Source organism: Mesorhizobium waitakense, from assembly GCF_056431085.1.
The window spans coordinates 70133-91806 of the sequence record NZ_JBWKME010000215.1 but is presented as its reverse complement, the minus strand read 5'-3'; the positions used below and the strand labels follow the sequence as shown (position 1 = coordinate 91806).

Annotated in this window: 19 protein-coding genes and 1 riboswitch; of the genes, 12 read left to right on the top strand and 7 right to left on the bottom strand. The window is 63.4% G+C overall.

From position 1 onward, the window contains the following. Positions 1-205: 205 nt before the first annotated feature. The 3 genes from AC07FD_RS38515 to serA all read left to right on the top strand — a co-directional run bounded on the left by AC07FD_RS38515 (position 206) and on the right by serA (position 4107). Complete coding sequence (locus AC07FD_RS38515; RefSeq protein ID WP_477284906.1) at positions 206-976, top strand: outer membrane protein; 771 nt, start codon at positions 206-208, stop codon at positions 974-976. Positions 977-1179: 203 nt separating this feature from the next. Next, the gene (locus AC07FD_RS38510; protein ID WP_478354051.1) at positions 1180-2355 is read left to right on the top strand and encodes a phosphoserine transaminase; all 1176 of its coding nucleotides are present in this window, start codon (positions 1180-1182) and stop codon (positions 2353-2355) included. 153 nt (positions 2356-2508) lie between these two features. After that, positions 2509-4107: a phosphoglycerate dehydrogenase gene (gene serA, locus AC07FD_RS38505; RefSeq protein ID WP_457152502.1), complete on the top strand. Its 1599-nt coding sequence runs from the start codon at positions 2509-2511 to the stop codon at positions 4105-4107. A 59-nt stretch (positions 4108-4166) separates the two neighbouring features. Here serA and AC07FD_RS38500 read toward each other — a convergent pair whose 3' ends face one another. Then, positions 4167-5075 carry a DMT family transporter gene (locus AC07FD_RS38500; protein WP_478354050.1) on the bottom strand — a complete coding sequence of 303 codons (909 nt, stop codon included), beginning with the start codon at positions 5073-5075 and terminating at the stop codon, positions 4167-4169. Positions 5076-5286: 211 nt separating this feature from the next. Here AC07FD_RS38500 and AC07FD_RS38495 point away from each other — a divergent pair, with 211 nt between their 5' ends. Further along, positions 5287-6585: an adenylosuccinate synthase gene (locus AC07FD_RS38495; protein WP_095089490.1), complete on the top strand. Its 1299-nt coding sequence runs from the start codon at positions 5287-5289 to the stop codon at positions 6583-6585. A gap of 74 nt (positions 6586-6659) precedes the next feature. After that, the gene (locus AC07FD_RS38490) at positions 6660-8339 is read left to right on the top strand and encodes a hypothetical protein (RefSeq protein WP_478354049.1); all 1680 of its coding nucleotides are present in this window, start codon (positions 6660-6662) and stop codon (positions 8337-8339) included. A 29-nt stretch (positions 8340-8368) separates the two neighbouring features. On the opposite strand, the gene AC07FD_RS38485 is transcribed toward AC07FD_RS38490, so the two are convergent. The 4 genes from AC07FD_RS38485 to AC07FD_RS38470 form a co-directional block, all read right to left on the bottom strand. Continuing rightward, complete coding sequence (locus tag AC07FD_RS38485; protein WP_477284916.1) at positions 8369-8668, bottom strand: CcdB family protein; 300 nt, start codon at positions 8666-8668, stop codon at positions 8369-8371. After that, positions 8668-8910 (bottom strand): type II toxin-antitoxin system CcdA family antitoxin, encoded by a 243-nt coding sequence (locus AC07FD_RS38480; RefSeq protein ID WP_258590357.1) that lies wholly within the window; start codon positions 8908-8910, stop codon positions 8668-8670. The genes AC07FD_RS38485 and AC07FD_RS38480 overlap by 1 nt, the downstream gene beginning before the upstream one ends. A gap of 136 nt (positions 8911-9046) precedes the next feature. After that, positions 9047-10867: an ABC-F family ATP-binding cassette domain-containing protein gene (locus AC07FD_RS38475; protein WP_478354048.1), complete on the bottom strand. Its 1821-nt coding sequence runs from the start codon at positions 10865-10867 to the stop codon at positions 9047-9049. A gap of 1 nt (position 10868) precedes the next feature. Beyond that, the gene (locus AC07FD_RS38470) at positions 10869-11513 is read right to left on the bottom strand and encodes a thiamine diphosphokinase (RefSeq protein WP_478354047.1); all 645 of its coding nucleotides are present in this window, start codon (positions 11511-11513) and stop codon (positions 10869-10871) included. Between the two features lie 88 nt (positions 11514-11601). After that, positions 11602-11716, top strand: a riboswitch (TPP riboswitch). Positions 11717-11759: 43 nt separating this feature from the next. Between AC07FD_RS38470 and thiB the strand changes: the two genes are divergently transcribed. The 4 genes from thiB (at position 11760) to AC07FD_RS38450 (ending at position 17098) form a co-directional block, all read left to right on the top strand. Next, complete coding sequence (gene thiB / locus AC07FD_RS38465) at positions 11760-12758, top strand: thiamine ABC transporter substrate binding subunit (RefSeq protein WP_478354046.1); 999 nt, start codon at positions 11760-11762, stop codon at positions 12756-12758. 257 nt (positions 12759-13015) lie between these two features. Beyond that, entirely contained in the window at positions 13016-14641 is a 1626-nt protein-coding gene (thiP, locus tag AC07FD_RS38460) for a thiamine/thiamine pyrophosphate ABC transporter permease (RefSeq protein ID WP_478354045.1), read from the top strand. Further along, positions 14634-15416, top strand: coding sequence for a thiamine ABC transporter ATP-binding protein (gene thiQ / locus AC07FD_RS38455; RefSeq protein WP_478354044.1), 783 nt, complete (start codon positions 14634-14636; stop codon positions 15414-15416). Before thiP ends, thiQ begins: the two co-directional genes overlap by 8 nt. A 212-nt stretch (positions 15417-15628) precedes the next feature. Beyond that, the gene (locus AC07FD_RS38450) at positions 15629-17098 is read left to right on the top strand and encodes a M48 family metalloprotease (RefSeq protein ID WP_477417176.1); all 1470 of its coding nucleotides are present in this window, start codon (positions 15629-15631) and stop codon (positions 17096-17098) included. 15 nt (positions 17099-17113) lie between these two features. Here the strand turns inward: AC07FD_RS38450 and AC07FD_RS38445 are convergent, their stop codons facing one another. Further along, the gene (locus AC07FD_RS38445; RefSeq protein ID WP_095089471.1) at positions 17114-17977 is read right to left on the bottom strand and encodes an RNA polymerase factor sigma-32; all 864 of its coding nucleotides are present in this window, start codon (positions 17975-17977) and stop codon (positions 17114-17116) included. Positions 17978-18305: 328 nt separating this feature from the next. Between AC07FD_RS38445 and AC07FD_RS38440 the strand changes: the two genes are divergently transcribed. From AC07FD_RS38440 to AC07FD_RS38430, 3 genes are all read left to right on the top strand, one after another. Further along, the gene (locus AC07FD_RS38440) at positions 18306-19079 is read left to right on the top strand and encodes an amino acid ABC transporter substrate-binding protein (protein WP_095089469.1); all 774 of its coding nucleotides are present in this window, start codon (positions 18306-18308) and stop codon (positions 19077-19079) included. A 135-nt stretch (positions 19080-19214) separates the two neighbouring features. After that, the gene (locus tag AC07FD_RS38435; protein WP_095089467.1) at positions 19215-19895 is read left to right on the top strand and encodes an amino acid ABC transporter permease; all 681 of its coding nucleotides are present in this window, start codon (positions 19215-19217) and stop codon (positions 19893-19895) included. Then, positions 19892-20665 (top strand): amino acid ABC transporter ATP-binding protein, encoded by a 774-nt coding sequence (locus AC07FD_RS38430; RefSeq protein WP_478354043.1) that lies wholly within the window; start codon positions 19892-19894, stop codon positions 20663-20665. The genes AC07FD_RS38435 and AC07FD_RS38430 overlap by 4 nt, the downstream gene beginning before the upstream one ends. An 86-nt stretch (positions 20666-20751) precedes the next feature. Here the strand turns inward: AC07FD_RS38430 and AC07FD_RS38425 are convergent, their stop codons facing one another. Beyond that, positions 20752-21333: a CarD family transcriptional regulator gene (locus AC07FD_RS38425; RefSeq protein WP_006327799.1), complete on the bottom strand. Its 582-nt coding sequence runs from the start codon at positions 21331-21333 to the stop codon at positions 20752-20754. Positions 21334-21674: the final 341 nt, after the last annotated feature.

The following is a 21674-nucleotide window of genomic DNA, read 5'->3' as shown; positions in this document are numbered from 1 at the left end:
CAGGGACGGTCGAATTTGGACCCAATCCCTTCCTTGACCAACACGGATACTCGTGGGTCGCCTGCAATGAAAGTTTCCGCCGGAAATGAATTTGCTAACGCTCTGTTAGCCTTAACCGGCACTTAACCACTATGGTTAACAATGCTTCCTGAAACGATGGCTGCCGTTGCAATTGCTGGCGGCGCCAAATTCGGGAGTCGGGTCCATGACAGTTATTTCGCGTATAGCGCTGGCGCTCGGCGCACTTGCCCTCATGCCGCTGACGCCCACGCTCGCCGCCGACTATGATCCGCCGATCTACGTCGACCAGGCGCCGGACTATGTGCCCGTCGAGGTCGGCTCGGGCTGGTATCTGCGCGGCGATGTCTCCTATCTGGTGCAGAAGAGCTTCGAAAATGAGGATTTCACCTTCACGCCGGCGAGCTACGACGACAAGGAAGATCCCATATTTGCCAGCATCGGCTTCGGCTACCATTTCAACGATTATCTGCGTGCAGATCTCAATCTCGGCTACCTGCCCGGCAACAAGATCAGCGTCGGTTATGACAATTCAGCGATCGTGACGCCGCCGGTAGAGTCGACCGTGGCATCGGCATCGCTGAAGAACTACGCCTTCTCGGGCATGCTCAACGGCTATGTCGACCTTGGTACCTATGTCGGGATCACGCCCTACCTCGGCGCCGGCATCGGTGTCGTCCGCAGCACGCGCAAGCTTTCGGCTAACTTCATCGACAACAATGACCCGACCAGCCAGTTGATCCAGCAGGACGACAAGACGAAGTACTCGCTGGCTTACACGTTGAATGCGGGCCTTGCCTATCAGGTGTCCAAGAACGTTTCCGTCGATCTGGGCTATCAGTATTTTTCCGCCCCCGACGCCGAATATGTGACTGCCGAAAGCCTGACCTCCTTCCCGGTCCACAAGGGGATCAGCAACCATCAGCTCAAGCTCGGGCTGCGCTACGATCTCTGGTAGCAGGCTCGCGATGCATGAAAACTCTGACGGCGGATCTTCGGATCCGCCGTTTTCGTTTGAGGTCGCGACATCCTGATCACGGATCGCCGGTATCCTGACGGCGACAAAAACTTTCCTCTTGACGCCCGAAGCCTGAACGCATATCGCCGTCCGTGGGCCACCCCTCCCCAACGAGGGGCCACTATCTGGAAGGATAGACCACGATGACGACACATACGAAGCCCGGACTCCGTCCGGCAAATCCCAATTTCTCCTCAGGTCCCTGCGCAAAACGCCCCGGCTGGTCGGTCGAGGCGCTGAAAGCGGCCGCGCTCGGCCGTTCTCACCGCGCCAAGATCGGCAAGGCCAAGCTCGAACAGGCGATCGAGCTGACGCGGGAAATTCTTCAGGTTCCGGCGGACTACCGCATCGGCATCGTGCCGGCGTCGGACACCGGCGCGGTCGAGATGGCGCTCTGGTCGCTGCTCGGCGAGCGCGGCGTCGACATGGTCGCCTGGGAGAGCTTCGGCTCCGGTTGGGTCACCGATGTGGTCAAGCAGCTCAGGCTTGCCGACGTGCGCAAGATCGAGGCCGGCTACGGCCAATTGCCCGACCTGGCGAAGATCGACTTCGATCGCGATGTGGTCTTCACATGGAACGGCACCACGTCGGGCGTGCGGGTGCCTAACGGCGATTTCATTCCCGCGGATCGCAAGGGCCTGACCATCTGCGACGCGACTTCGGCCGCCTTTGCGCAAAGGCTCGACTTCCACAAGCTGGATGTCGTCACCTTCTCCTGGCAGAAAGTGCTGGGCGGCGAGGGCGCGCATGGCATGCTGATCCTGTCGCCTCGCGCCGTCGAGCGGCTGGAGACCTACAAGCCGGCCTGGCCGCTGCCGAAGATCTTCCGCCTGACCTCGGGCGGCAAGCTTATCGAAGGCATCTTCAAGGGCGAGACCATCAACACGCCGTCGATGCTGTGCGTCGAGGATTATCTCGACGCGCTGCACTGGGCGAAGTCGATCGGCGGCCTCGAGGCACTGATCGCCAGAGCCGATGCCAATGCCGCCGTTGTCGATCGCTTTGTCGGCAAGTCCTCATGGCTCGGTCATCTCGCCGTCGAATCTGCGACGCGGTCGAACACCTCGGTCTGCCTGTCCTTCACCGACCCGGACGTGTCCGCGCTCGACGCCGACGGGCAGGCGGCTTTCGCCAAGGGGCTGGTCTCGGTGCTCGACAAGGAAGGTGTCGCCTATGACATCGGCGCCTATCGCGACGCACCGCCCGGCCTGCGCATCTGGTGCGGTGCGACGGTGGAGACCGCCGATCTCGAAGCGCTGCTGTCCTGGCTCGACTGGGCCTTTGCCGCGCAAAAGGCTTCGCTAAAGGCCGCTGCCTGACTCCGAAGGGCTGGGTGGGGGCGCCTCCACCCGGCTCAACGATCCAACATCCAGAAGATCAGGCCATATTCGGCCACAAGGACCCAATCCCGGCGCTTTCGCGCCGACCCTCCCCTCAAGGTGGAGGGACGCCAATCGCAAAGGATCAAATCCATGCCTCGCGTTCTCGTCTCAGACAAACTTTCTCCCACCGCCGTGCAGATCTTCAAGGATCGCGGCGTCGAGGTCGACTATCTGCCCGACCTCGGCAAGGACAAGGAAAAGCTCGCCGAAGTGATCGGCCAGTATGATGGCCTCGCCATCCGCTCGGCGACCAAGGTCACCGAAAAGCTGATCAATGCCGCTACCAATCTCAAGGTCATCGGCCGCGCCGGCATCGGCGTCGACAATGTCGATATCCCTGCGGCGAGCCGCAAGGGCATCATTGTGATGAACACGCCCTTCGGCAATTCGATCACCACCGCCGAACATGCGGTGGCGATGATCTTCGCGCTGGCGCGTCAGATCCCGGAAGCCAACGCCTCGACCCATGCCGGCAAATGGGAAAAGAACCGCTTCATGGGCGTCGAGATCACCGGCAAGACGCTGGGCATCATCGGCTGCGGCAACATCGGCTCGATCGTCGCCACGCGCGGCGTCGGTCTCAAGATGCATGTCATCGCCTTCGACCCGTTCCTGTCGGACAAGCGGGCCGAAGAGCTTGGCGTCGACAAGGTCGAGCTGGATGAGCTTTTCGCCCGCGCCGACTTCATCACGCTGCACACGCCGCTGACCGACAAGACGCGCAACATCATCGACGCCGCTGCGATCGCCAAGATGAAAAACGGCGTGCGCATCATCAACTGCGCGCGTGGCGGGCTGGTCGTCGAAGCCGACCTGATCGCGGCGCTGAAGAGCGGCAAGGTGGCTGGTGTCGGTATCGATGTTTTCGAGGTCGAGCCGGCTGAGCAGAACGCGTTGTTCGGCATGGAGAATGTGGTGGCAACGCCGCATCTCGGCGCCTCGACGGCGGAAGCGCAGGAGAATGTCGCGCTGCAGGTCGCCGAGCAGATGGCCGATTACCTGATCAAGGGCGCCGTCTCCAACGCCATCAACATGCCGTCGATCACCGCCGAGGAAGCGCCGCGGCTGAAGCCCTTCGTCAAGCTCGCCGAAGTGCTCGGCGCCTTTGTCGGCCAGGTCACCGAGGACCCGATCACGGAAGTCGAAATCCTGTTCGACGGCTCGACCGCGACGATGAACACACGCGCGCTGATCAGCGCCACCCTTGCCGGGCTGATCCGGCCGCAGGTCTCCGACGTCAACATGGTGTCGGCGCCGATCATGGTGAAGGAGCGTGGCATCATCGTTGCCGAAGTCAAGCGCGACAAGTCCGGCGTGTTCGACGGCTACATCAAGCTGACGGTCAAGACCGAGCACAAGACACGCTCGATCGCCGGCACCTGCTTCTCCGACGGCAAGCCGCGCTTCATCCAGATCAAGGGCATCAATCTCGACGCCGAGGTCGGCCAGCACATGCTCTATACGACCAATGCCGACGCGCCCGGCATCATCGGCCTGCTTGGCACGGTGTGCGGCGAGAACGGCGTCAACATCGCCAACTTCCAGCTTGGCCGCAACCGGCCGGGCGGCGATGCCATCGCGCTGCTCTATCTCGATGCGCCGTTCCCGGAAAACGTGCTGGAGCAGGTCAAGGCGCACAAGTCGATCGACTCGGCCAAGCGGTTGCAGTTCGACGTCAACGCGATGTGACGCCCGCGACCTGCCGCGAAAGATCGAAAGGCGCGGCCTGGTCCGCGCCTTTTGCCTGTTCAGTGTGTTCTGGCTGACCGCAGCGCTGCCTTGCGCCCGCTGTATTCGGCAAGCCCGATGCCGCCAAGCACAAGCACCAGAGCCAGTGCCTGGTAGAGCTGGAACGTCTCGCCGACGATCAGCACCGAAAGCAGCGTGCCGAAGATCGGTACCAGGTTGATGAACAGGCCGGCGCGGTTGGCGCCAATCAGTTCGTTGCCCCTGATGTAGAAGATCTGCGAGATGGCCGAGGCGCCGACCGCGGTATAGACGATGACCGCCCAGCCGCGCGCGTCGGGCACGATAACCTTGCCGGCGGCGACCTCCCACAGGAAGAAGGGCAGCGAGGTGACAAGTGCGGCAACCGACAGGGCCAGCATCAGGCTCTGCCAGTGCATCACCGGCTTCAGCCGCAGCCCGACCGAATAGCCGCTATAGAGAAACACCGCGACCAGCATGATGGCGTCGCCGAAGTTGAGCTCCAGCGTCAACAGCCGGCGCGGGTCGCCATGGCAGGCAGTCAGGACCACGCCGGCGATGGTCAGCACGACGCCGACAATCTGCGCCCAGTTCACGCGCAAGCGGAAGAAGACGAAATTGGCGACGATGATCAGGATCGGCATCGCCGCCTGTTCGATCGAGACGTTGATCGCCGTCGTGTAGTTGAGCGCCGTGTAGAAGATCGTGTTGAACAAGGTGAAGCCGCTTGCGCCAAGGGCCGCCAGCACGAGCCAGTGCTTACGCACCACGGGCCAGTCCTTGCGTATCGTCTGAAGGCCGATCGGCAGCAAGATCGCCACGGCCAGCATCCAGCGCAGGAAGACGAGTGTCATCGGCGAGACGTGATCGACCGCCAGCTTGCCGGCCACCGAGTTGCCGCCCCACAGCAAGGTGGTAAGCAGCAGGAATATGTAGGCGCTTCGATGCATGGCGGGATTCCGGCCGCCAGAGGTGCTGCGGTGTTTGCCGGCCTATTGCCCCCGTCTGCCCAAGTAAATGATGTCAAAGCCGAAAATTGTTGTGCCTCAGCGCAATTTTGGCGGCAAAGAAAGGTCGCGCTCACGAGGTCTTGACGTTATAGAGGCCTGTCGTTTCGAACCATATTCAAGCCGCTCGGCGGCGTCTCAAGGGAATAGAAACATGGCCAATGTGGTGGTCGTCGGCTCGCAGTGGGGCGACGAGGGCAAGGGCAAGATCGTCGACTGGTTGTCGGAGCGCGCCGATGTCGTGGTGCGCTTTCAAGGTGGCCACAATGCCGGCCACACGCTGGTCGTCGACGGCAAGGTCTACAAATTGTCGTTGCTTCCGTCCGGTGTTGTCCGCCAGGGCAAGCTGTCCATCATCGGCAATGGCGTCGTTTTCGACCCGCATGCTTTCGTCGCCGAAGTGGCGAAGCTCAAGGCGCAAGGCGTCGAAGTGGCGCCGGATCGCCTGAAAATAGCCGAAAACACAGCGCTTATCCTGTCGCTGCATCGGGAGCTGGACGGATTCCGCGAGGACGCCGCCTCCAATTCCGGAACGAAGATTGGCACGACCCGCCGTGGCATCGGCCCGGCCTATGAAGACAAGGTGGGCCGGCGCGCGGTCAGGGTGATGGATTTGGCGGATTTGGAAACGCTGCCCTTGAAGGTCGACAGGCTGCTGACGCACCACAATGCGCTGCGTCGCGGGCTTGGCCATGCCGAAGTCACGCATGATGCGATCATGCATGAGCTGACCTCGGTCGCGGCCGAGATCCTGCCCTATATGGACCGGGTCTGGAAAATCCTGGACGACAAGCGCCGCGCTGGCGAACGCATCCTGTTCGAGGGCGCGCAAGGCACGTTGCTCGATATCGACCACGGCACCTATCCGTTCGTCACTTCGTCGAACACGGTCGCCGGCCAGGCGGCTGCCGGCTCGGGCGTCGGCCCGGGCGCCATCGGCTATGTGCTCGGCATCACCAAGGCCTATACGACGCGCGTCGGCGAAGGCCCGTTCCCGACCGAGCAGAAGAACGAGATCGGCGAGTTCCTCGGCACGCGCGGCCATGAATTCGGCGTCGTCACCGGCCGCAAGCGCCGCTGCGGCTGGTTCGACGCAGTGCTGGTGCGCCAGGCTGTCGCCGTCAACGGTATCAAGGGCATCGCGCTGACCAAGCTCGACGTGCTCGACGGGCTGGACGAGATCAAGGTCTGCACCGGCTACCGTCTCGACGGCGAGATGATCGACTATCTGCCGGCCAGCCAGGGCGCACAGGCACGCGTCGAACCGGTCTACGAGACGCTGGAGGGCTGGAAAGGCACCACCGCCGGCGCGCGCAGCTGGAACGATCTGCCAGCCCAGGCCGTCAAATATGTCCGCTACATCGAGGAGCTGATCGGCGCCCCGGTCGCGCTCCTGTCCACCAGCCCGGAACGGGATGACACGATACTTGTGACCGATCCGTTTCAAGACTAGTTTCTCAGCCTTTCCGGGCATCGCGGCCGATTTGCGGGGGCCGGCCCGGGAGCAAAATACAGGTCGACCGAAGCATGGCAGATTTCGTTTCTGTTCTGAAAAGGCAGCTCGACAAGCACGGCGAGCCGGGACTCGATACGCGCAAGCGGATCTATGACGGTGCGCGTACCGCACTCGAAAAGAGGCTTGCGGAATTTTCGCCGCCGCTGTCTGCCGAGGTCATAGCCAAGCAGAAGCGCTCTCTGGAAGACGCTGTGGCGAGTGTCGAGCGGGACTACGCCAAGAGCGCGCCGGACACTGATCCGCTTGCGGAGCTGGAACACATCTTTTCCTCGATCGACCGCAACAAGAACCAGCCGAGCCATGCACGGCAACCGGCGAAGGAAGAACCAACCTGGCCGGCACCGCCCGCGGCCAAGCCGGAACCTTATCGACCGGCGCCACCACCTGCCGCCAAGGTCGAGCCAAGCTGGCAAAAGCCGACGCCAGCGCCTTCTGCTCGCACAGAAACGCCCCTTCCGGGGATGGACAGCGAGGAGGCCGAGGACGACGGGGTCGATGTCTTTTCAACCAACGAAGAGCCGGTGTCGGACACTTTCCAGCGCCTGAGGCCCGCCGAACGCAGGCGCAGCTATGGCGGCTTGATCGCTGTCGTCGTCGCCTTGCTGGTCGTTGCCGGTGGTGGCTATGGCATCTGGCTGAACAAGGACGCCTTCGGCAAGATGCTGGGGCTCGGCGGCAGCACCAAGGTCGTGAAGACGGAACCGGTGAAGCCGGCGCCGGCCAAGCCGGCAACAGATGCCGCGGCAACGCCGCCAGCGCCCGCGGCCGGCGGCTCCGAAACCGAAGCCACGAAATTCACCCAGCGGCTGACGCCGCAGGGCAGCGAAGTCGACCCCGGCCCGGCCGGCGGACAGAGCGGCATCGGCGAAGGTGAATCGGTCGCCGCACTGACCACGCCGCCATCGGCGACGAACGCGCCAGCGGTTTCTGCACCGGCTGCCGGCACTCCGCCCGCGGCCGCACCCGCCACAACGCCACCACCCGGTACGGCACCGGCACCGGCGACGCCTCCTGCAGCGGAGGCCGCACCTGCGGCGCCGGCTGCAGCCGCCACGCCGCCAGCACCGGCAGCAGCACCGGCAGGCGCCGCGCCGGCACCTGCAGCCGCGGCGGCCGCGCCTGCCGAAACCGCGTTGCCGGTGGGCCAGAAGGCAATCTTCTATGAGGAGCGCACCAGCACCGCCCAAGGTTCGGCGGAGCCCGGCAGCATCGTCTGGTCGCTGGTGCAGGAATCGCCCGGTGGCGACCTGCCGCCGGAACCGGCGATCCGTGCTGAGGCAACCATTCCCGGCAAGGACATCCAGTTGCGCATGACCATCCGTCGCAACACCGACCAGACACTGCCGGCCAGCCATATCATCGAGATGATCTTCCTGACGCCCGACGGCTTCGAAGGCGGCGGTGTCGACAACATCCTGCGCGTCGCGATGAAGAGTTCGGAACAGGATGCCGGCAGCCCGCTGATCGGCATTCCGGCCAAGATCGCCGACGGTTTCTTCCTCGTTGCGCTCAACGACACCAAGGCCGATGAGGACGCCAACATGACCTTGCTTCGCGGGCAGGACTGGATCGACGTGCCGGTCGTCTACAAGACCGGACGGCGGGCGCTGCTGACCATGGAAAAGGGCATTCCCGGCGAGAAGGTGTTCGACGAGGCGATCAAGGCCTGGCAGGCGAAGACGGCGGGCTGAGCAGGGCGTCGGGCGTGGCGCCTGCTGTCTCAAAAGCCCTGGAACAGCATGTCGAGCGCGGCGACGATGACGTCGTGCTGCTTCGCCAGGTTCAGTCGACTATCACCCAATTCGCTGGCAGCCACGGTTGCGATCAGATGGGTGGCCATGACCAGTTTTCGCCCGTTGATTTCGAAGGTGGGATGGAGCTTTCGCATCGGCGGCGGCGCCGTTGCGACCGGTAGAAGCGGAACCACCACCCGTGTTTTGAAATTGTCGAGCAAGTCGGATTGAACGTCGAGCAAATAGCTGCCTTCGATGCGCCCCGCGAAGACATCGAAACGTGCCATCAGAACTGCCGCGAGTCTTCCAGCGGGATGCCGTGTTTTTCGACATAGTCGTTCCACGCATCCATGGTGGCGCGATTCTCAAGTTTCCACAGCCGTGTTTTTTCGGCCGCCACCGCTTCCGCGATGCCAGCCTCCGCGGCGCGCGAGACATTCACGTCAAGGCCCTTGGCTTCCCTCATGAGGTTCGAATCGATCGACAGATTTGCTGGCTGACGGATCGCATTCAAGGCAATCTTGCGCATAGTAGCCTCCACAGTATGCGCATAATGTATGCGCATTTCCGCCTTGGGGCAATCCGGCCCTTCGCTCTGGCTCCGGGCGTTCGTCACTTCAATCGACAAATCGTTGTCGATTGATCGGCCTGCGGCCGAACGCTCCTCACCCTTCCATCTCCTCGCGCAGCATCTCCAGTTCCAGCCACTCTTCCTCCAATGCGGCCAGCGTCGCGCGCTCCTTGTCGAGGGCGGCGATGGTCTTCTGGAACGAGGCCGGATCGCGCTCGTAATAGGCCGGATCGGCAATGTTGTTCTCAAGCCTCGAGATCGACGCCATCACAGCCTCGATTTTCTTGGGAAGGGATTCCAGCGCGAATTTCTGCTTGAACGACAGTTTCTTCGCCGGCCCCTTTGGCGCGGCGGCTTCATTCTTGGTCGCGACCGGGGCTTCGCCGGCTTCGGTTTTCGTCCGCGCCTTGCGGTCGTCTAGCCTGGTGCCGCCGCGCTGCGCCAGCATGTCCGAATAGCCGCCGGCATATTCGATCCAGCGCCCGCCGCCGTCCGGCGCAATGATGCTGGTCACGGTGCGGTCGAGGAAATCGCGGTCGTGGCTGACCAGGATGACGGTGCCGGCAAAGCCGGCAACCAGTTCCTGCAGCAGTTCCAGCGTTTCCATGTCGAGATCGTTGGTCGGCTCATCAAGCACCAGAAGGTTTGCCGGCCGCGCCAGCACGCGCGCCAGCAAGAGCCGCGCCCGTTCGCCGCCGGAGAGCTCGCGGACAGGCGTGCGTGCCTGCTCGGCCTTGAACAGGAAATCCTTCATGTAGGAGACGACATGGCGCTGCTCGCCATTGATGACGAGGTTCTCGCCGCGTCCGTCGGTGAGATATTGCGCCAGCGTCTCTTGCGGATCGACCGCTTCGCGCTTCTGGTCGAGCGTGGCGATCTCCAGATTGGTGCCGAGCCGCACCGACCCGGCGTCGGGCTTCAACTCACCGGTCAGCATCTTCAGCAGCGTCGTCTTGCCGGCGCCGTTCGGCCCGACGAGGCCGACGCGATCGCCGCGCTGGATGCGGGTCGAGAATGCCTTAACCACGGTGAGGTCGCCGAAGCTCTTCTCGATGTTTTTCGCCTCGATCACCAGCTTGCCGGATTCGGCGGCGTCGCTCGCCACCATGGTTGCCGAGCCTTCGGCGCCGCGATGGCCACGAAAACGCTGGCGCATGGTCTGCAATTCGCCAAGGCGGCGCATGTTGCGCTTGCGCCGTGCCGTCACGCCGTAGCGCAGCCAGTGCTCCTCGCGCACGATCTGGCGGCCGAGCTTGTGCTGTTCGCGCTCTTCCTCCTCCAGCACGAGGTCGCGCCATTCCTCGAAATGGCCAAAGCCCTTGTCCAGCCTGCGGGTCTGGCCGCGGTCGAGCCAGACGGTGGCGCGCGATACGCGCTCGAGGAAACGGCGGTCGTGGGAGATGACGACGAGCGCCGAGGAGGTGCGGACGAGCTCTTCTTCCAGCCATTCGATCACCGAGAGATCGAGATGGTTGGTCGGCTCATCAAGCAGCAGAATATCGGGCTCCGGCGCCATGACGCGGGCGAGTGCCGCGCGCCTGGCCTCACCGCCGGAAAGATCGTTCGGCCGCTCCTCGCCCGACAGGCCGAGATGCTCCATGAGATAGCTGGCGCGGTATGGATCGTCGGCAGGTCCGAGCCCGGCCTCGACATAGGCGCGCACCGTCGCAAAACCCTCCATGTCGGGCATCTGCGGCAAATAGCGGATTGTCGCCGAAGGCTGCCGGAATACCTCGCCGTCCTGTGGCTCGATCAGGCCGGCGGCGATCTTCAGCAGCGTCGACTTGCCAGACCCGTTGCGGCCGACCAGCGCGATCTTGTCGCCGGCCGAGGCGGTCAAGGCGGCGCCATCGAGCAGCGGCGTGCCACCGAAGGTCAGTTTTATCCCGTCGAGATTGAGAAGGGGCGGGGCCATATCAGCTTTCAGGTAGTGGATAAGGGTGGGCGAGCAACAGCGCGCGGCCCTGGCCGAGTGTGATTTCGAGGCGGCCCTTGACCTCGTTGGAGATGGTCAATGAGGAGCCGAACGCGACCCTGACGCGGTCGAGCGGCCATTTGGCGCCGGTGACGGTCAGGCCGGAAAGATCGGAAAAGCCAAGCACCGAAAACAACGTGCCGTCGGCATAGTCGAAGCCGGCTTTCCCGTGCAGCAGTGGAACGCCTTCCTGCGCGCCACTGGTCAAAACTATCTCTGTTCCGGCTTCGGCCAGCCGCAGGGCAAGCGCCAGATGCAGGAAGGCGTGGTCGGCGCGCTTGCCGCCGAAAGCGCCGGCGAGCATCAGGCTGGTCGCGCCGCGCTCCAGTGCGGCGGCGACCGCCAGTTCGCCATCCGTCTGGTCCTTCTCCGCCGGAAAGGTCCGACGGGGCACGGCGGCGAGGTCGTCCGGCAGGTTGGCCGGCACGGAATCGAAATCACCCACCCACAGTTCCGGGACAAGGCCCAGCAGCGGCGCATGGCCGATGCCGGCGTCGGCGGCGATGACGCGGGAGCCTTCGACCTGGTGGTCGAGCCGTGGCGTGCGGATGAGATCGCCGCCAAGCAGGATGGTGAATGTGCTCATATCGTGTGGCCCTTACCAGCCCGGCACGGGAAACGGAAGGCCGGCAAACTGCCACTTGCGTGAGGGATCGGCCCGGCCTATGTCTCGAAACGCTCTAACGGGGTGCCGGACGCGATCTTCGCGGACCGGCTGAGAGGCAATCTCGCCAACCCGCTGAACCTGATCCGGTTTGTACCGGCGGAGGGATTAGACGTTTCGGACAGTCCGGCGCCTCAATTCCTTTCAATTCGAACGAAGGAGGCGCCGATGCGCACGCTTTTCTACTCCCTTGCCACAGCGATGGTCATGGTCCTGTCCGGACCTGCCTTGGCCAAGGACAAGCTCACCGTCTACACCTATGAGAGTTTCACCGCCGACTGGGGTCCAGGTCCCGTGGTGAAGAAGGAATTCGAAGCCGAGTGCGGCTGCGATGTCGAGTTCGTCTCTGTCGCCGATGGCGTCGCGCTGCTCAACCGCGTCAGGCTGGAAGGGCCATCGACCAAGGCCGACATCGTGCTTGGCCTCGACACCAATCTCACCGCCGATGCCAAGGCCACGGGGCTGTTTGCGCCGCATGGCGCGGTGTCCGGCGTCAATGTGCCGGGCGGCTGGAGCGACGATACTTTCGTTCCTTTCGACTATGGCTATTTCGCCGTCGTCTACGACACTGAAAAGCTGAAGAGCCCGCCGAAGAGCCTGAAGGACCTGGTCGAAGGCAGCGCCGACGACAAGATCGTCATCCAGGATCCGCGCACCTCGACCCCGGGTCTCGGCCTGCTGTTGTGGGTCAAGTCGGTCTATGGCGACAAGGCGCCGGAAGCCTGGGCCAAGCTCAAGTCGAAAGTGCTGACCGTGACGCCGGGCTGGAGCGAGGCCTATGGCCTGTTCACCAAGGGCGAGGCGCCGATGGTGCTGTCCTACACGACGTCGCCGGCCTATCACATGGTCGCCGAGAACACCGAGCGCTACCAGGCAGCGTCGTTCGAAGAGGGCGAATATCTGCAGATCGAGGTTGCCGGCATCACCACGACAGGGGCGAAAAACCCGCTGGCGGAAAAGTTCCTGGCCTTCATGACCGGGCCGAAATTCCAGGATGCCATCCCCGAGACCAACTGGATGTTCCCGGCCGGTAAGACCGACAAGCCGCTCAACCCGGCCTTCGACAAATTGGTCAAGCCGACCAAGACCTTGCTGTTCAGCCCCGAGGAGGTCGCCGCCAACCGCAAGGCCTGGGTCGATGAATGGCTGGCGGCGATGAGCAAGTAGGATTCAAGCTTCGCCATATGTTTGTGCCAAGTCACCCCCCTCTGGCCTGCCGGCCATCTCCCCCGCAAGGAGGGAGATCGGCAGCTCTGTCGCCTCGCTCATTCCTGCCATTTTGGAATTTGGCCTGGGTGGCGAAACGAGCAATCTCCCCCCTTGCGGGGGAGATGTCCGGTAGGACAGAGGGGGGTGGGCGGGAACTAGACCTTAGCCAAGCATTTCAATCAATTGACACCCATGACAGCGTTGGGTAGCGCGACATGCCCACGCGCCATCCAGCTGACCCCCGCATCACCGCCGGCATCATCGCGCTCGCCGCCCTCGCGCTGCTGATCGGCGGCGCGTTTGCCGGGCTGCTTTTCGAAGGCGCTCACGACTTCTCTGGCGCTTGGGCAGCCTTCGATCCTTATCTGCTGCGCGTCGTTCGCTTCACGCTCTTGCAAGCGGCGCTCTCGACGCTGCTTTCGGTCGGGCCGGCGCTGTTGGTGGCGCGCGCGCTGTCGCGGCATCCGCGCTTCCCTGGCCGCGCCTTCATCCTGCAGCTGTTCGCCGTACCATTGGCGCTGCCGGCCATCGTCGCGGCACTCGGCATTCTCGCTCTCTATGGCCGCGCCGGCTATTTCGCCGGCGTGTTCGCGGTAATCGGCGGTGGGAGTTGGCCGGGCATCTATGGCCTGTCGGGCATCCTCGTCGCGCATGTCTTCTTCAACCTGCCGCTCAGCGTGCGGCTGTTCCTCGAGGCATTGCAGACCATTCCCGCCGATCAGTGGCGGTTGGCCAGCCAGCTCGGCATGGGCGCGCGGCCGGCGTTCCGGTTGATCGAATGGCCAACGCTGCGTGCGGCGTTGCCGGGTGTCGCCGGGCTTGTGTTCATGCTCTGCATCACATCCTTCACGATCGTGCTGACGCTCGGCGGCGGGCCGGCCGCGACGACGCTGGAGGTCGGCATCTACCAGGCGCTGCGCTTCGATTTCGATCCCGCGCGGGCCGTCACGCTGACCTTGCTGCAGATCGCCTTGACGTTTGTCGTCGTGCTGGCGCTGACGCGGCTTGGCGCCAATGTGGTCGGCGACACCAACCTGCCGGTGGCGCCGCGCCGCTACCTCTCCGTCAATGGGACCGAAACCTTGCTGAACGTCGTGCTCATCGTGTTGGCGCTGCTGTTTGTCGTCGGACCGATGGCGGCCACGGTGATGGCCGGGCTTGGCGCCGATCTCGGCCGCCTGGCCGGCGAGGCCGTCGTGCGGCAGGCGACGCTGACCAGTGCGGTGCTCGCCTTCCTGTCGGCCCTGCTTTCCGTGACGCTGTCGCTGGCGCTGACCATGGCGCGCCGGGCGCTGGCGCTGAACCGCCGCTCCGGCGCAAAGACGATGCTCGAACATGCCGCCGATACCGGCGCCGGTTTTGTCCTCGTCGTGCCGCCGATCGTCGTCGGCGCCGGCTGGTTCCTGTTGCTGCGCCATGTCGGCGATGTCTTTGCCATCGCCCCGGTCATGGTCGTCACCGTCAACGCGGTGATGGCAATGCCGTTCGCGCTGCGCGCTGTCCGTCCCGCCTATGATGCGGCGAGCGAGCGTCACGAAAGGCTCTGTGCTCAGCTCGGAATCACCGGCTGGAACCGGTTGATGCTGGTCGACTGGCCGTCGCTGCGGCGGCCGCTCGCCACCGCCTTTGCTTTCGCCATGGCGCTGTCGCTCGGCGATCTCGGCGTCATCGCGCTGTTCGGCAGTGATTCCGTGCAAACCTTGCCTTACCTTCTGTTGGCGCGCATGGGCAGCTACCGCACGCAGGACGCTGCCGGCCTGGCGCTGCTGCTCGGCCTCGTCTGCCTCGCGTTGATCATGGCGGCGCACTGGCTGGGAACGGAGAAGGACCGGGATGCCTGACGGGGTGGCCAGCAGGACTGAAAAGGGCGCCCCGGTGCGGCTGGACCAGGTGTCGTTCAGCTATGGAGAGGCGCCGCTCGTTTTCGATGTCGATTTCGCCGCGGCGAAAATCACCGCCATCATGGGGCCGAGCGGTTCTGGCAAGTCGACGCTGCTCAACCTTGTGGCGGGCTTCGAGACGCCGCAGTCGGGCCGCGTGCTGATCGGCGGGGCCGATGTCAGCGCTGAGCCACCGTCAGCGCGGCCTGTTTCGATGGTGTTCCAGGAAAACAATCTCTTTGCGCATCTCTCAGTGGAGCAGAATGTCGGGCTCGGCCGCTCGCCATCCTTGCTGCTGACCGACAGGGACCGCGCCACGATCGCCGAGGCGCTCGAACGCACCGGCCTTGCCGGCAAGGAAAAGCGCCTGCCGCGCGAACTCTCCGGCGGTGAGCGCCAGCGCGTCGCCCTGGCCCGCGTCCTGGTGCGCGACCGGCCAGTACTCCTGCTCGACGAACCCTTCGCCTCGCTCGGACCGGCGCTGCGCGACGACATGCTGGATCTGGTCGCCGCGGTGCATGTCGAACGAGGCATGACGGTGCTGTTCGTCACCCACCAGCCGGAGGATGTCCGCCGAATCGGCGAGCACGTGGTGTTTCTGGACAATGGCGTTGTCGCGGCAACCGGCATGGCGGACGAATTCTTCACCGGGGCTGGCCCGGAAGTGTTCCGGCGCTATATCGGCGCGGGTGCCGGGGATGCCGTATCACGAGATGTTGCCCGGAAGCGGACATAATTTACGGTCAAACCGGCCCCAGGCGATGCGGCGCTTGCTTGCCACGGCTGGAGGAGTGTGGCTAGGTCCGCCCTACTGGTCCGGCACAGGCCGTGATTTGCAGCAGTTTGAGATAGCGCATGACATTTTCCGAAGATCGCCCCCGATTTTCGTGGTCATGCGCCGGGACCCGAAAGGAAGCCGTTCTGGCGATCGGCGTTGACAAACTACGAATGAATCCGCTGGCGCGCTTTCTCACGCTGGCCGGCTTTGCCGTGGCGCTGGCGAGCTGTCAGATGTTCACGCCTCCCGAGGTTCAGGAATCCGGCTTCCAGCCTTCCGACAGGCCGATCACTGTCGACAATGTCGCTGCCAACAGCAAGCTCGCCGAACTGGCCAAGGCGCAGCATCCGCGCATCCTGGCGACCTATGGCGGCGAATATTCCGATCCCAAGCTCGAGCGCATGGTCGCCAAGGTGGTCGGCAATCTGACTGTCGTGTCGGCCAATCCGACGCAGACCTATCGCATCACCATTTTGAATTCGCCCAACGTCAATGCCTTCGCGTTGCCGGGCGGTTATCTCTACATCACGCGCGGTCTGCTGGCGCTGGCAAATGATTCGGCCGAGCTCGCCGCGGTCATCGCGCATGAGATGGGCCACGTCACCGCCAACCATGGCTTGCAGCGCCAGCAGCTGGAAGCCGAGGAAGGCCTGGCGACCAAGGTGGTTTCGGATGTCCTCGGCGACAGCCCGACCGCCAAGGCGGCGCTGATCCGCGGCAAGCTCAGACTGGCGCAATTCTCGCGCAATCAGGAACTGGAGGCTGACGCCATCGGCATCAAGTCGATCGGCGAAGCCGGCTACGATCCTTTCGCCGCCGGCCGCTTCCTGCAGTCGATGTCGGCCTATACCGATTTCCGCTCGATCAGCGGCGCCACCGACGCCAGCCTCGACTTCCTGGCCACCCACCCCAACACGCCGCAGCGCATCGATCTGGCGCAGCGCCATGCCCGCCAGTTCGGCGCGCCCGGCTTCGGCACGCGCGACCGCGATTCGTTCCTCGCCGGCATAGACGGCCTGCTCTATGGCGACACGCCCGAGGAAGGCTATGTGCGCGGCGAAACCTTCCTGCATCCGGGCCTCGGCGTGTCCTTCTCGGTGCCGCAAGGCTTCATCATCGATAATTCGGCGGCGGCGGTGACGGCAACCGGGCCTGGTGACATGGCGATCCGCTTCGACGGTGTTTCGATCGACAAGAACCGGGCGCTCACCGACTATATCCGCAGCGGCTGGGTGGCTGGGCTGGACGACAGCACCGTCAAGCAGGAAACGATCAACGGCAACGAGGCGGCGACCGCGCATGCCGGTGCCGAAGGCTGGCAGTTCGATATCGCCGTGATCCGCGCCGGCGGCCAGGTCTACCGGCTGCTGACCGCAGCGCCGTCGGCCAGCACGTCGCTGGATGCGGTGGCGCGTTCGGTGAGCGGATCGTTCCGTATCCTCAGTGCCGCGGAAAAGGCGGCGCTGAAGCCGCTGCATATCCGCGTCGTCACCGTTCAGCCCGGCCAGACGATGGGTTCGCTTTCCGCCCAGATGGTTGGTGTCGATCGCAAGCTCGACCTGTTCCGCGTGCTGAATGCGCTGTCGCCAGGTGCCGCGGTCTCGGCCGGCGACAAGGTTAAGATCGTCACCGACAAGTAAGACACATGCCGCGCGTCAGGCGGCAGTCGCCAGAAATTCCGGATTCTGCTTCACCAGCGCCACCTTGAGCTTTTCCATGGCGCGCGCCTCGATCTGGCGGACGCGTTCCTTGGAGATGCCAAGCGTCTCGCCAAGCGCTTCCAGCGTTGCGCCTTCATCGCTCAACCGGCGTTCCTCGATGATCCGGAGCTCGCGGGCATTGAGGGCCGCGAGCGCCGCTTTCAACCACACGGAGCGGCGCTCGACATCGATCGTGTCGCCGACGACCTCGTCGGGGAGAGGATCGTCCGAGACGAGGAAATCCATGCGCTCGTTCGAACCCGCGTCATCGGCAACCGGCATGTTGAGCGAGGAGTCGGGCGCCGACAGCCGCGAATCCATCATCGCGACGTCGGCCTCGGAGACGCCGAGCGCCTCCGAAACCTCGCGATAGAGCGTTGCGTTGGACAGCGGTTCAGTGCCGTTGGCCAGCCGCGCGCGCAAGCGGCGCAGGTTGAAGAAAAGTGCCTTCTGCGCCGAGCTGGTGCCGCCGCGCACGATCGACCAGTTGCGCAGGATGTAGTCCTGCATCGAGGCGCGGATCCACCACGTCGCGTAAGTTGAAAACCGTACCTCGCGTTCAGGCTCGAAGCGGGCGGCCGCTTCGAGCAGGCCGACATGCCCTTCTTGGATCAGATCGCCGAGCGGCAGACCGTAGTGGCGGAATTTGGAAGCCATGGAAATGACCAGCCGCATATGCGCAACCGTGATGCTGTGCAGCGCGTTCTGGTCGTTGTCTTGTTTCCAGAGCAATGCGAGCCGGTGCTCTTCTTCACGTTCGAGGTAGGGAGCCCTCATTGCCGCGCGGACCATGATCCGTCCTGCAGTGTCTTCCATCATGAGGCGCTCCCTGGCTCAGGCGATGCGGATGACTTTGCAAACTTGGCAGGGCGCCCGGGTTGAAATCGCAGCGTCGTGCCCTAGAAATCCAGAACGTGCCACGCAGGAAAATGGTTCCGTAGCCGTTGGCGGCTCGATTTGTTGCCTGAGGGATCTCGGCGATGATCGGCGACCCTGTCGATTGCGTCCAAAAAGCACTATTTCGAGAATCTGATTTCAGAAGTTGGCTGTTTTTGAAATCCTGTTCCTTATTTTTTCGACTTGTATCTGTCAGTTTCCAACCCTCACAACATGCCGGACAGCCGGCCAAGGACGGGATCACAGAAAAATGAAATGGCTCAAGTCGCTTATCGTCGCCGGAACGCTGCAGGCTCTGGCTGTCACGTCGGGCCATGCCGGCGCCAATCTCGACCAGATCAAGCAGGCGGGCGTCATCAAGGTCGGTACGGAAGGCACCTATGCGCCGTTCACTTATCATGACACTTCGGGCGCGCTGGTCGGTTTCGACGTCGAAATTGCCAAGGCCATCGCCGACAAGCTCGGCGTCAAGGCCGAGTTCCTCGAAGGCAAGTGGGACGGGCTGATCGCCGGTCTCGACGCCAATCGCTATGATACCGTCATAAACGAAGTCGGCATCACCGACGCGCGCAAGGCCAAATATGACTTCTCCGATCCCTACATCGCCTCCAAGGCGGTGCTGATCGTGCGCGGCGACAACACCGACATCAAGACCTTCGCCGATCTCAAGGGCAAGAAGTCGGCGCAGTCGCTGACCTCGAATTTTGGCAAGCTCGCAGAGACCAACGGCGCCGAACTCGTCGGCACCGACGGCTTCGACCAGTCGATTCAGCTGCTTCTGACCGGCCGTGCCGACGCAACCATCAATGACAGCCTGTCGTTCCTCGACTTCAAGAAGCACAAGCCCGACGCCAATGTGAAGATCGCCGCGCAAGAGGAAAACGCCGACTATTCCGGCGTCATCGTGCGCAAGGGCGATCCGGAACTGGTTGCGGCGATCAACAAGGCACTGGCCGACATCAAAGCCGACGGCACCTATAAGAAGATCGCCGACACCTATTTCGGCCAGGACGTTTCGAAGTAATCTACGCGGCGAGGCCAGTCACGGCCCATGAGATATCAAGCGGCGAGCCGTCTTTGACGGTCCGCCGCTTTTGTCGTGATATGTCGAGCGCATTCGCGCCTGATCAAGCCGCCTCGACCATCTGGAGGGTCTTACGTGCCGCACTGGCTGCAACTGATGCTGGAGTCGCTGCCTTCGCTCTTGTGGGCGGCCCTGATCTTCACCGTGCCGTTGACACTGCTGTCCTTCGTTCTCGGCTTGACGGTCGGCCTCGGTGCAGCGCTTGCCCGGCTGTTCGGCCCGAAGCCGCTGGTCGCGCTTGTGCGCTTCTATGTCTGGATCTTCCGCGGCACGCCGCTGTTGGTGCAGCTGTTCCTGATCTTCTACGGCCTGCCGTCGGTCGGCATCCTGCTTGACGCCTTCACCGCCGCGTTGATCGGCTTCACGCTCAACATCGGCGCCTACACGTCGGAAATCATCCGCGCCGCTATAGGCTCGGTGCCGAAAGGCCAGTGGGAAGCCGCCTATTCGATAGGTATGACCTGGAGCCAAGCGATGCGGCGCACCATACTGCCGCAGGCCGGACGGGTCGCGGTGCCGCCGCTCTCCAACACCTTCATCTCGCTGGTCAAGGATACGTCGCTGGCCGCCGCCATCACCGTTCCGGAGATGTTCCAGGCCGCGCAGCGCATCGTCGCCACCACCTATGAGCCGCTGATCCTCTATGTCGAGGCGGCGATCCTCTATCTGGCGATGAGCTCGGTGCTGTCGGCCTTGCAGACGCGGCTGGAAGAACGACTCAACCGCTATGGCGGCTTCCTGGAGGCGCGCTCATGATCGGCCTCACCAACATCGAAAAGCGCTTCGGCGACAATCTCGTGCTGAAGGGCGTGACGGTCACCATCGCCGAAGGCAGCGTCACGGCGCTGGTCGGCCCTTCGGGTGGCGGCAAGAGCACGCTGCTGCGCTGCATCAACCTGCTGGAGATCCCGACATCCGGCACGGTGCGGATCGGCGACGAGACGCTCGAGTTCCACCCCGGCGGCAAGGTTCCGTCCAGGGATATCCAGCGCCTGCGCCTGCAAACCGGCATGGTGTTCCAGAACTTCCAGCTGTTTCCGCATCGCACCGCGATCGAGAATGTCATGGAGGGCCTAGTGACGGTGCTGAAATGGCCAACGGAGCGGGCGCGCGAGCGGGCGCTCGCTTTGCTGGAAAAGGTCGGCATGGCACACAAGGCCGATGCTTGGCCGGCAACCCTGTCGGGTGGCCAGCAGCAGCGCGTGGCGATCGCTCGCGCGCTCGCCCCGTCGCCGAAAGTGTTGCTGTGCGACGAGCCGACCTCGGCGCTCGACCCGGAACTGGCGCAAGAGGTGGTCGACGTGCTCGGCAAGCTTGCCAGCGAAGGGACGACCATGGTGATGGCGACGCATGATCTGCGCCTCGCCTCCAAGATCGCCCAGGAGGTGGTCTTCCTCGATGCCGGCGTCATCGTCGAGAAAGGCCCGGCGGCCCTGCTGTTCGGCAATCCGGAACACCAGCGGACCAGGCGTTTCATTGCGACGCTGAAGCAAGAGGCGGAGAGGGAAGGCGGCGGCGAGGGGTAGGCGGCTACACGCTTCAGCCTATCGTCCCAGAAACAAAAAACCCGGCGCAAGGCCGGGTTTTTCATGGATTCAAAGGTGAAAAAAGTTCAGGCAGCTTCTTCCTGCTCGGCTTCCTCATTGTCGGCCTTGGCGCCCCGCTTAGGGCCCTTGTTGAGGTTGACCTCGATCAGGCGCACGGCTTCGGTTTCCGACATCCGGTTGACGGCCGCGATCTCGCGGGCCATGCGGTCGAGTGCCGCCTCGTAGAGCTGGCGTTCGGAATAAGACTGCTCGGGCTGGTTGTCGGCGCGGTAGAGGTCGCGCACAACTTCCGAGATCGAGATCAGGTCGCCGGAATTGATCTTCGCATCATACTCCTGGGCGCGGCGCGACCACATGGTGCGCTTGACGCGGGCGCGGCCCTGCACGACTTTCAGCGCGCGCTCGACATAATCCTCTTCCGACAGCTTGCGCATGCCGATGGAGGTCGCCTTGGCGACCGGCACCTTCAGACGCATCTTGTCCTTCTGGAAGTCGATGACGAACAGTTCCAGCTTGTGCCCAGCGACTTCCTGCTCGTCGATCGAGACGATCTGGCCGACGCCATGCGCCGGATAGACAATGTACTCGCCGGTCTTGAAACCGTGACGCGCAGCGGTGGACTTCTTCTGCGGGGTTATCGTTGCCATTGCGCCCTGAACTCCTTGTTGTGGTACCGGCGTCCTGCCGGCCCGAACTCGCGCGATCGGGGAAACCGATCGTTAGCCGCACAACAGATGAACCCATCCGGAAAAGCCGGGACCGGCAAACCGCAATAGTGCGACCGCCTAGCCCAGATCGCTCTGGTCCGGAATGAGATTTTCACCTTTCAGTGATTTGGGGCGTCTGCGCCATAAATCGACGTTGTGTCACCGGCATGTTTGGCTGATGTAACACAAAAAGTCGGAAGAATCAAGGTTTTGCTGCATAAGCGAAGGCCACAGTTAAGCGCCGCCTGTCAAGGCGCTTTATGTGACCTGTCTCTTACCCA

What these genes read in the sequence shown, in the direction of transcription:
- AC07FD_RS38485 (WP_477284916.1), bottom strand. Translation starts at nt 8,668, where the DNA reads ATGGCACGTTTCGATGTCTTCGCGGGGCGCATCGAAGGCAGCTATTTG.
- AC07FD_RS38430 (WP_478354043.1), top strand. Translation starts at nt 19,892, where the DNA reads ATGATCGGCCTCACCAACATCGAAAAGCGCTTCGGCGACAATCTCGTG.
- AC07FD_RS38475 (WP_478354048.1), bottom strand. Translation starts at nt 10,867, where the DNA reads ATGGCCCCGCCCCTTCTCAATCTCGACGGGATAAAACTGACCTTCGGT.
- thiP (WP_478354045.1), top strand. Translation starts at nt 13,016, where the DNA reads ATGCCCACGCGCCATCCAGCTGACCCCCGCATCACCGCCGGCATCATC.
- AC07FD_RS38440 (WP_095089469.1), top strand. Translation starts at nt 18,306, where the DNA reads ATGAAATGGCTCAAGTCGCTTATCGTCGCCGGAACGCTGCAGGCTCTG.
- AC07FD_RS38515 (WP_477284906.1), top strand. Translation starts at nt 206, where the DNA reads ATGACAGTTATTTCGCGTATAGCGCTGGCGCTCGGCGCACTTGCCCTC.
- AC07FD_RS38425 (WP_006327799.1), bottom strand. Translation starts at nt 21,333, where the DNA reads ATGGCAACGATAACCCCGCAGAAGAAGTCCACCGCTGCGCGTCACGGT.
- AC07FD_RS38510 (WP_478354051.1), top strand. Translation starts at nt 1,180, where the DNA reads ATGACGACACATACGAAGCCCGGACTCCGTCCGGCAAATCCCAATTTC.
- AC07FD_RS38500 (WP_478354050.1), bottom strand. Translation starts at nt 5,075, where the DNA reads ATGCATCGAAGCGCCTACATATTCCTGCTGCTTACCACCTTGCTGTGG.
- AC07FD_RS38470 (WP_478354047.1), bottom strand. Translation starts at nt 11,513, where the DNA reads ATGAGCACATTCACCATCCTGCTTGGCGGCGATCTCATCCGCACGCCA.
- AC07FD_RS38445 (WP_095089471.1), bottom strand. Translation starts at nt 17,977, where the DNA reads ATGATGGAAGACACTGCAGGACGGATCATGGTCCGCGCGGCAATGAGG.
- AC07FD_RS38480 (WP_258590357.1), bottom strand. Translation starts at nt 8,910, where the DNA reads ATGCGCAAGATTGCCTTGAATGCGATCCGTCAGCCAGCAAATCTGTCG.
- AC07FD_RS38450 (WP_477417176.1), top strand. Translation starts at nt 15,629, where the DNA reads ATGAATCCGCTGGCGCGCTTTCTCACGCTGGCCGGCTTTGCCGTGGCG.
- thiQ (WP_478354044.1), top strand. Translation starts at nt 14,634, where the DNA reads ATGCCTGACGGGGTGGCCAGCAGGACTGAAAAGGGCGCCCCGGTGCGG.
- thiB (WP_478354046.1), top strand. Translation starts at nt 11,760, where the DNA reads ATGCGCACGCTTTTCTACTCCCTTGCCACAGCGATGGTCATGGTCCTG.
- serA (WP_457152502.1), top strand. Translation starts at nt 2,509, where the DNA reads ATGCCTCGCGTTCTCGTCTCAGACAAACTTTCTCCCACCGCCGTGCAG.
- AC07FD_RS38490 (WP_478354049.1), top strand. Translation starts at nt 6,660, where the DNA reads ATGGCAGATTTCGTTTCTGTTCTGAAAAGGCAGCTCGACAAGCACGGC.
- AC07FD_RS38495 (WP_095089490.1), top strand. Translation starts at nt 5,287, where the DNA reads ATGGCCAATGTGGTGGTCGTCGGCTCGCAGTGGGGCGACGAGGGCAAG.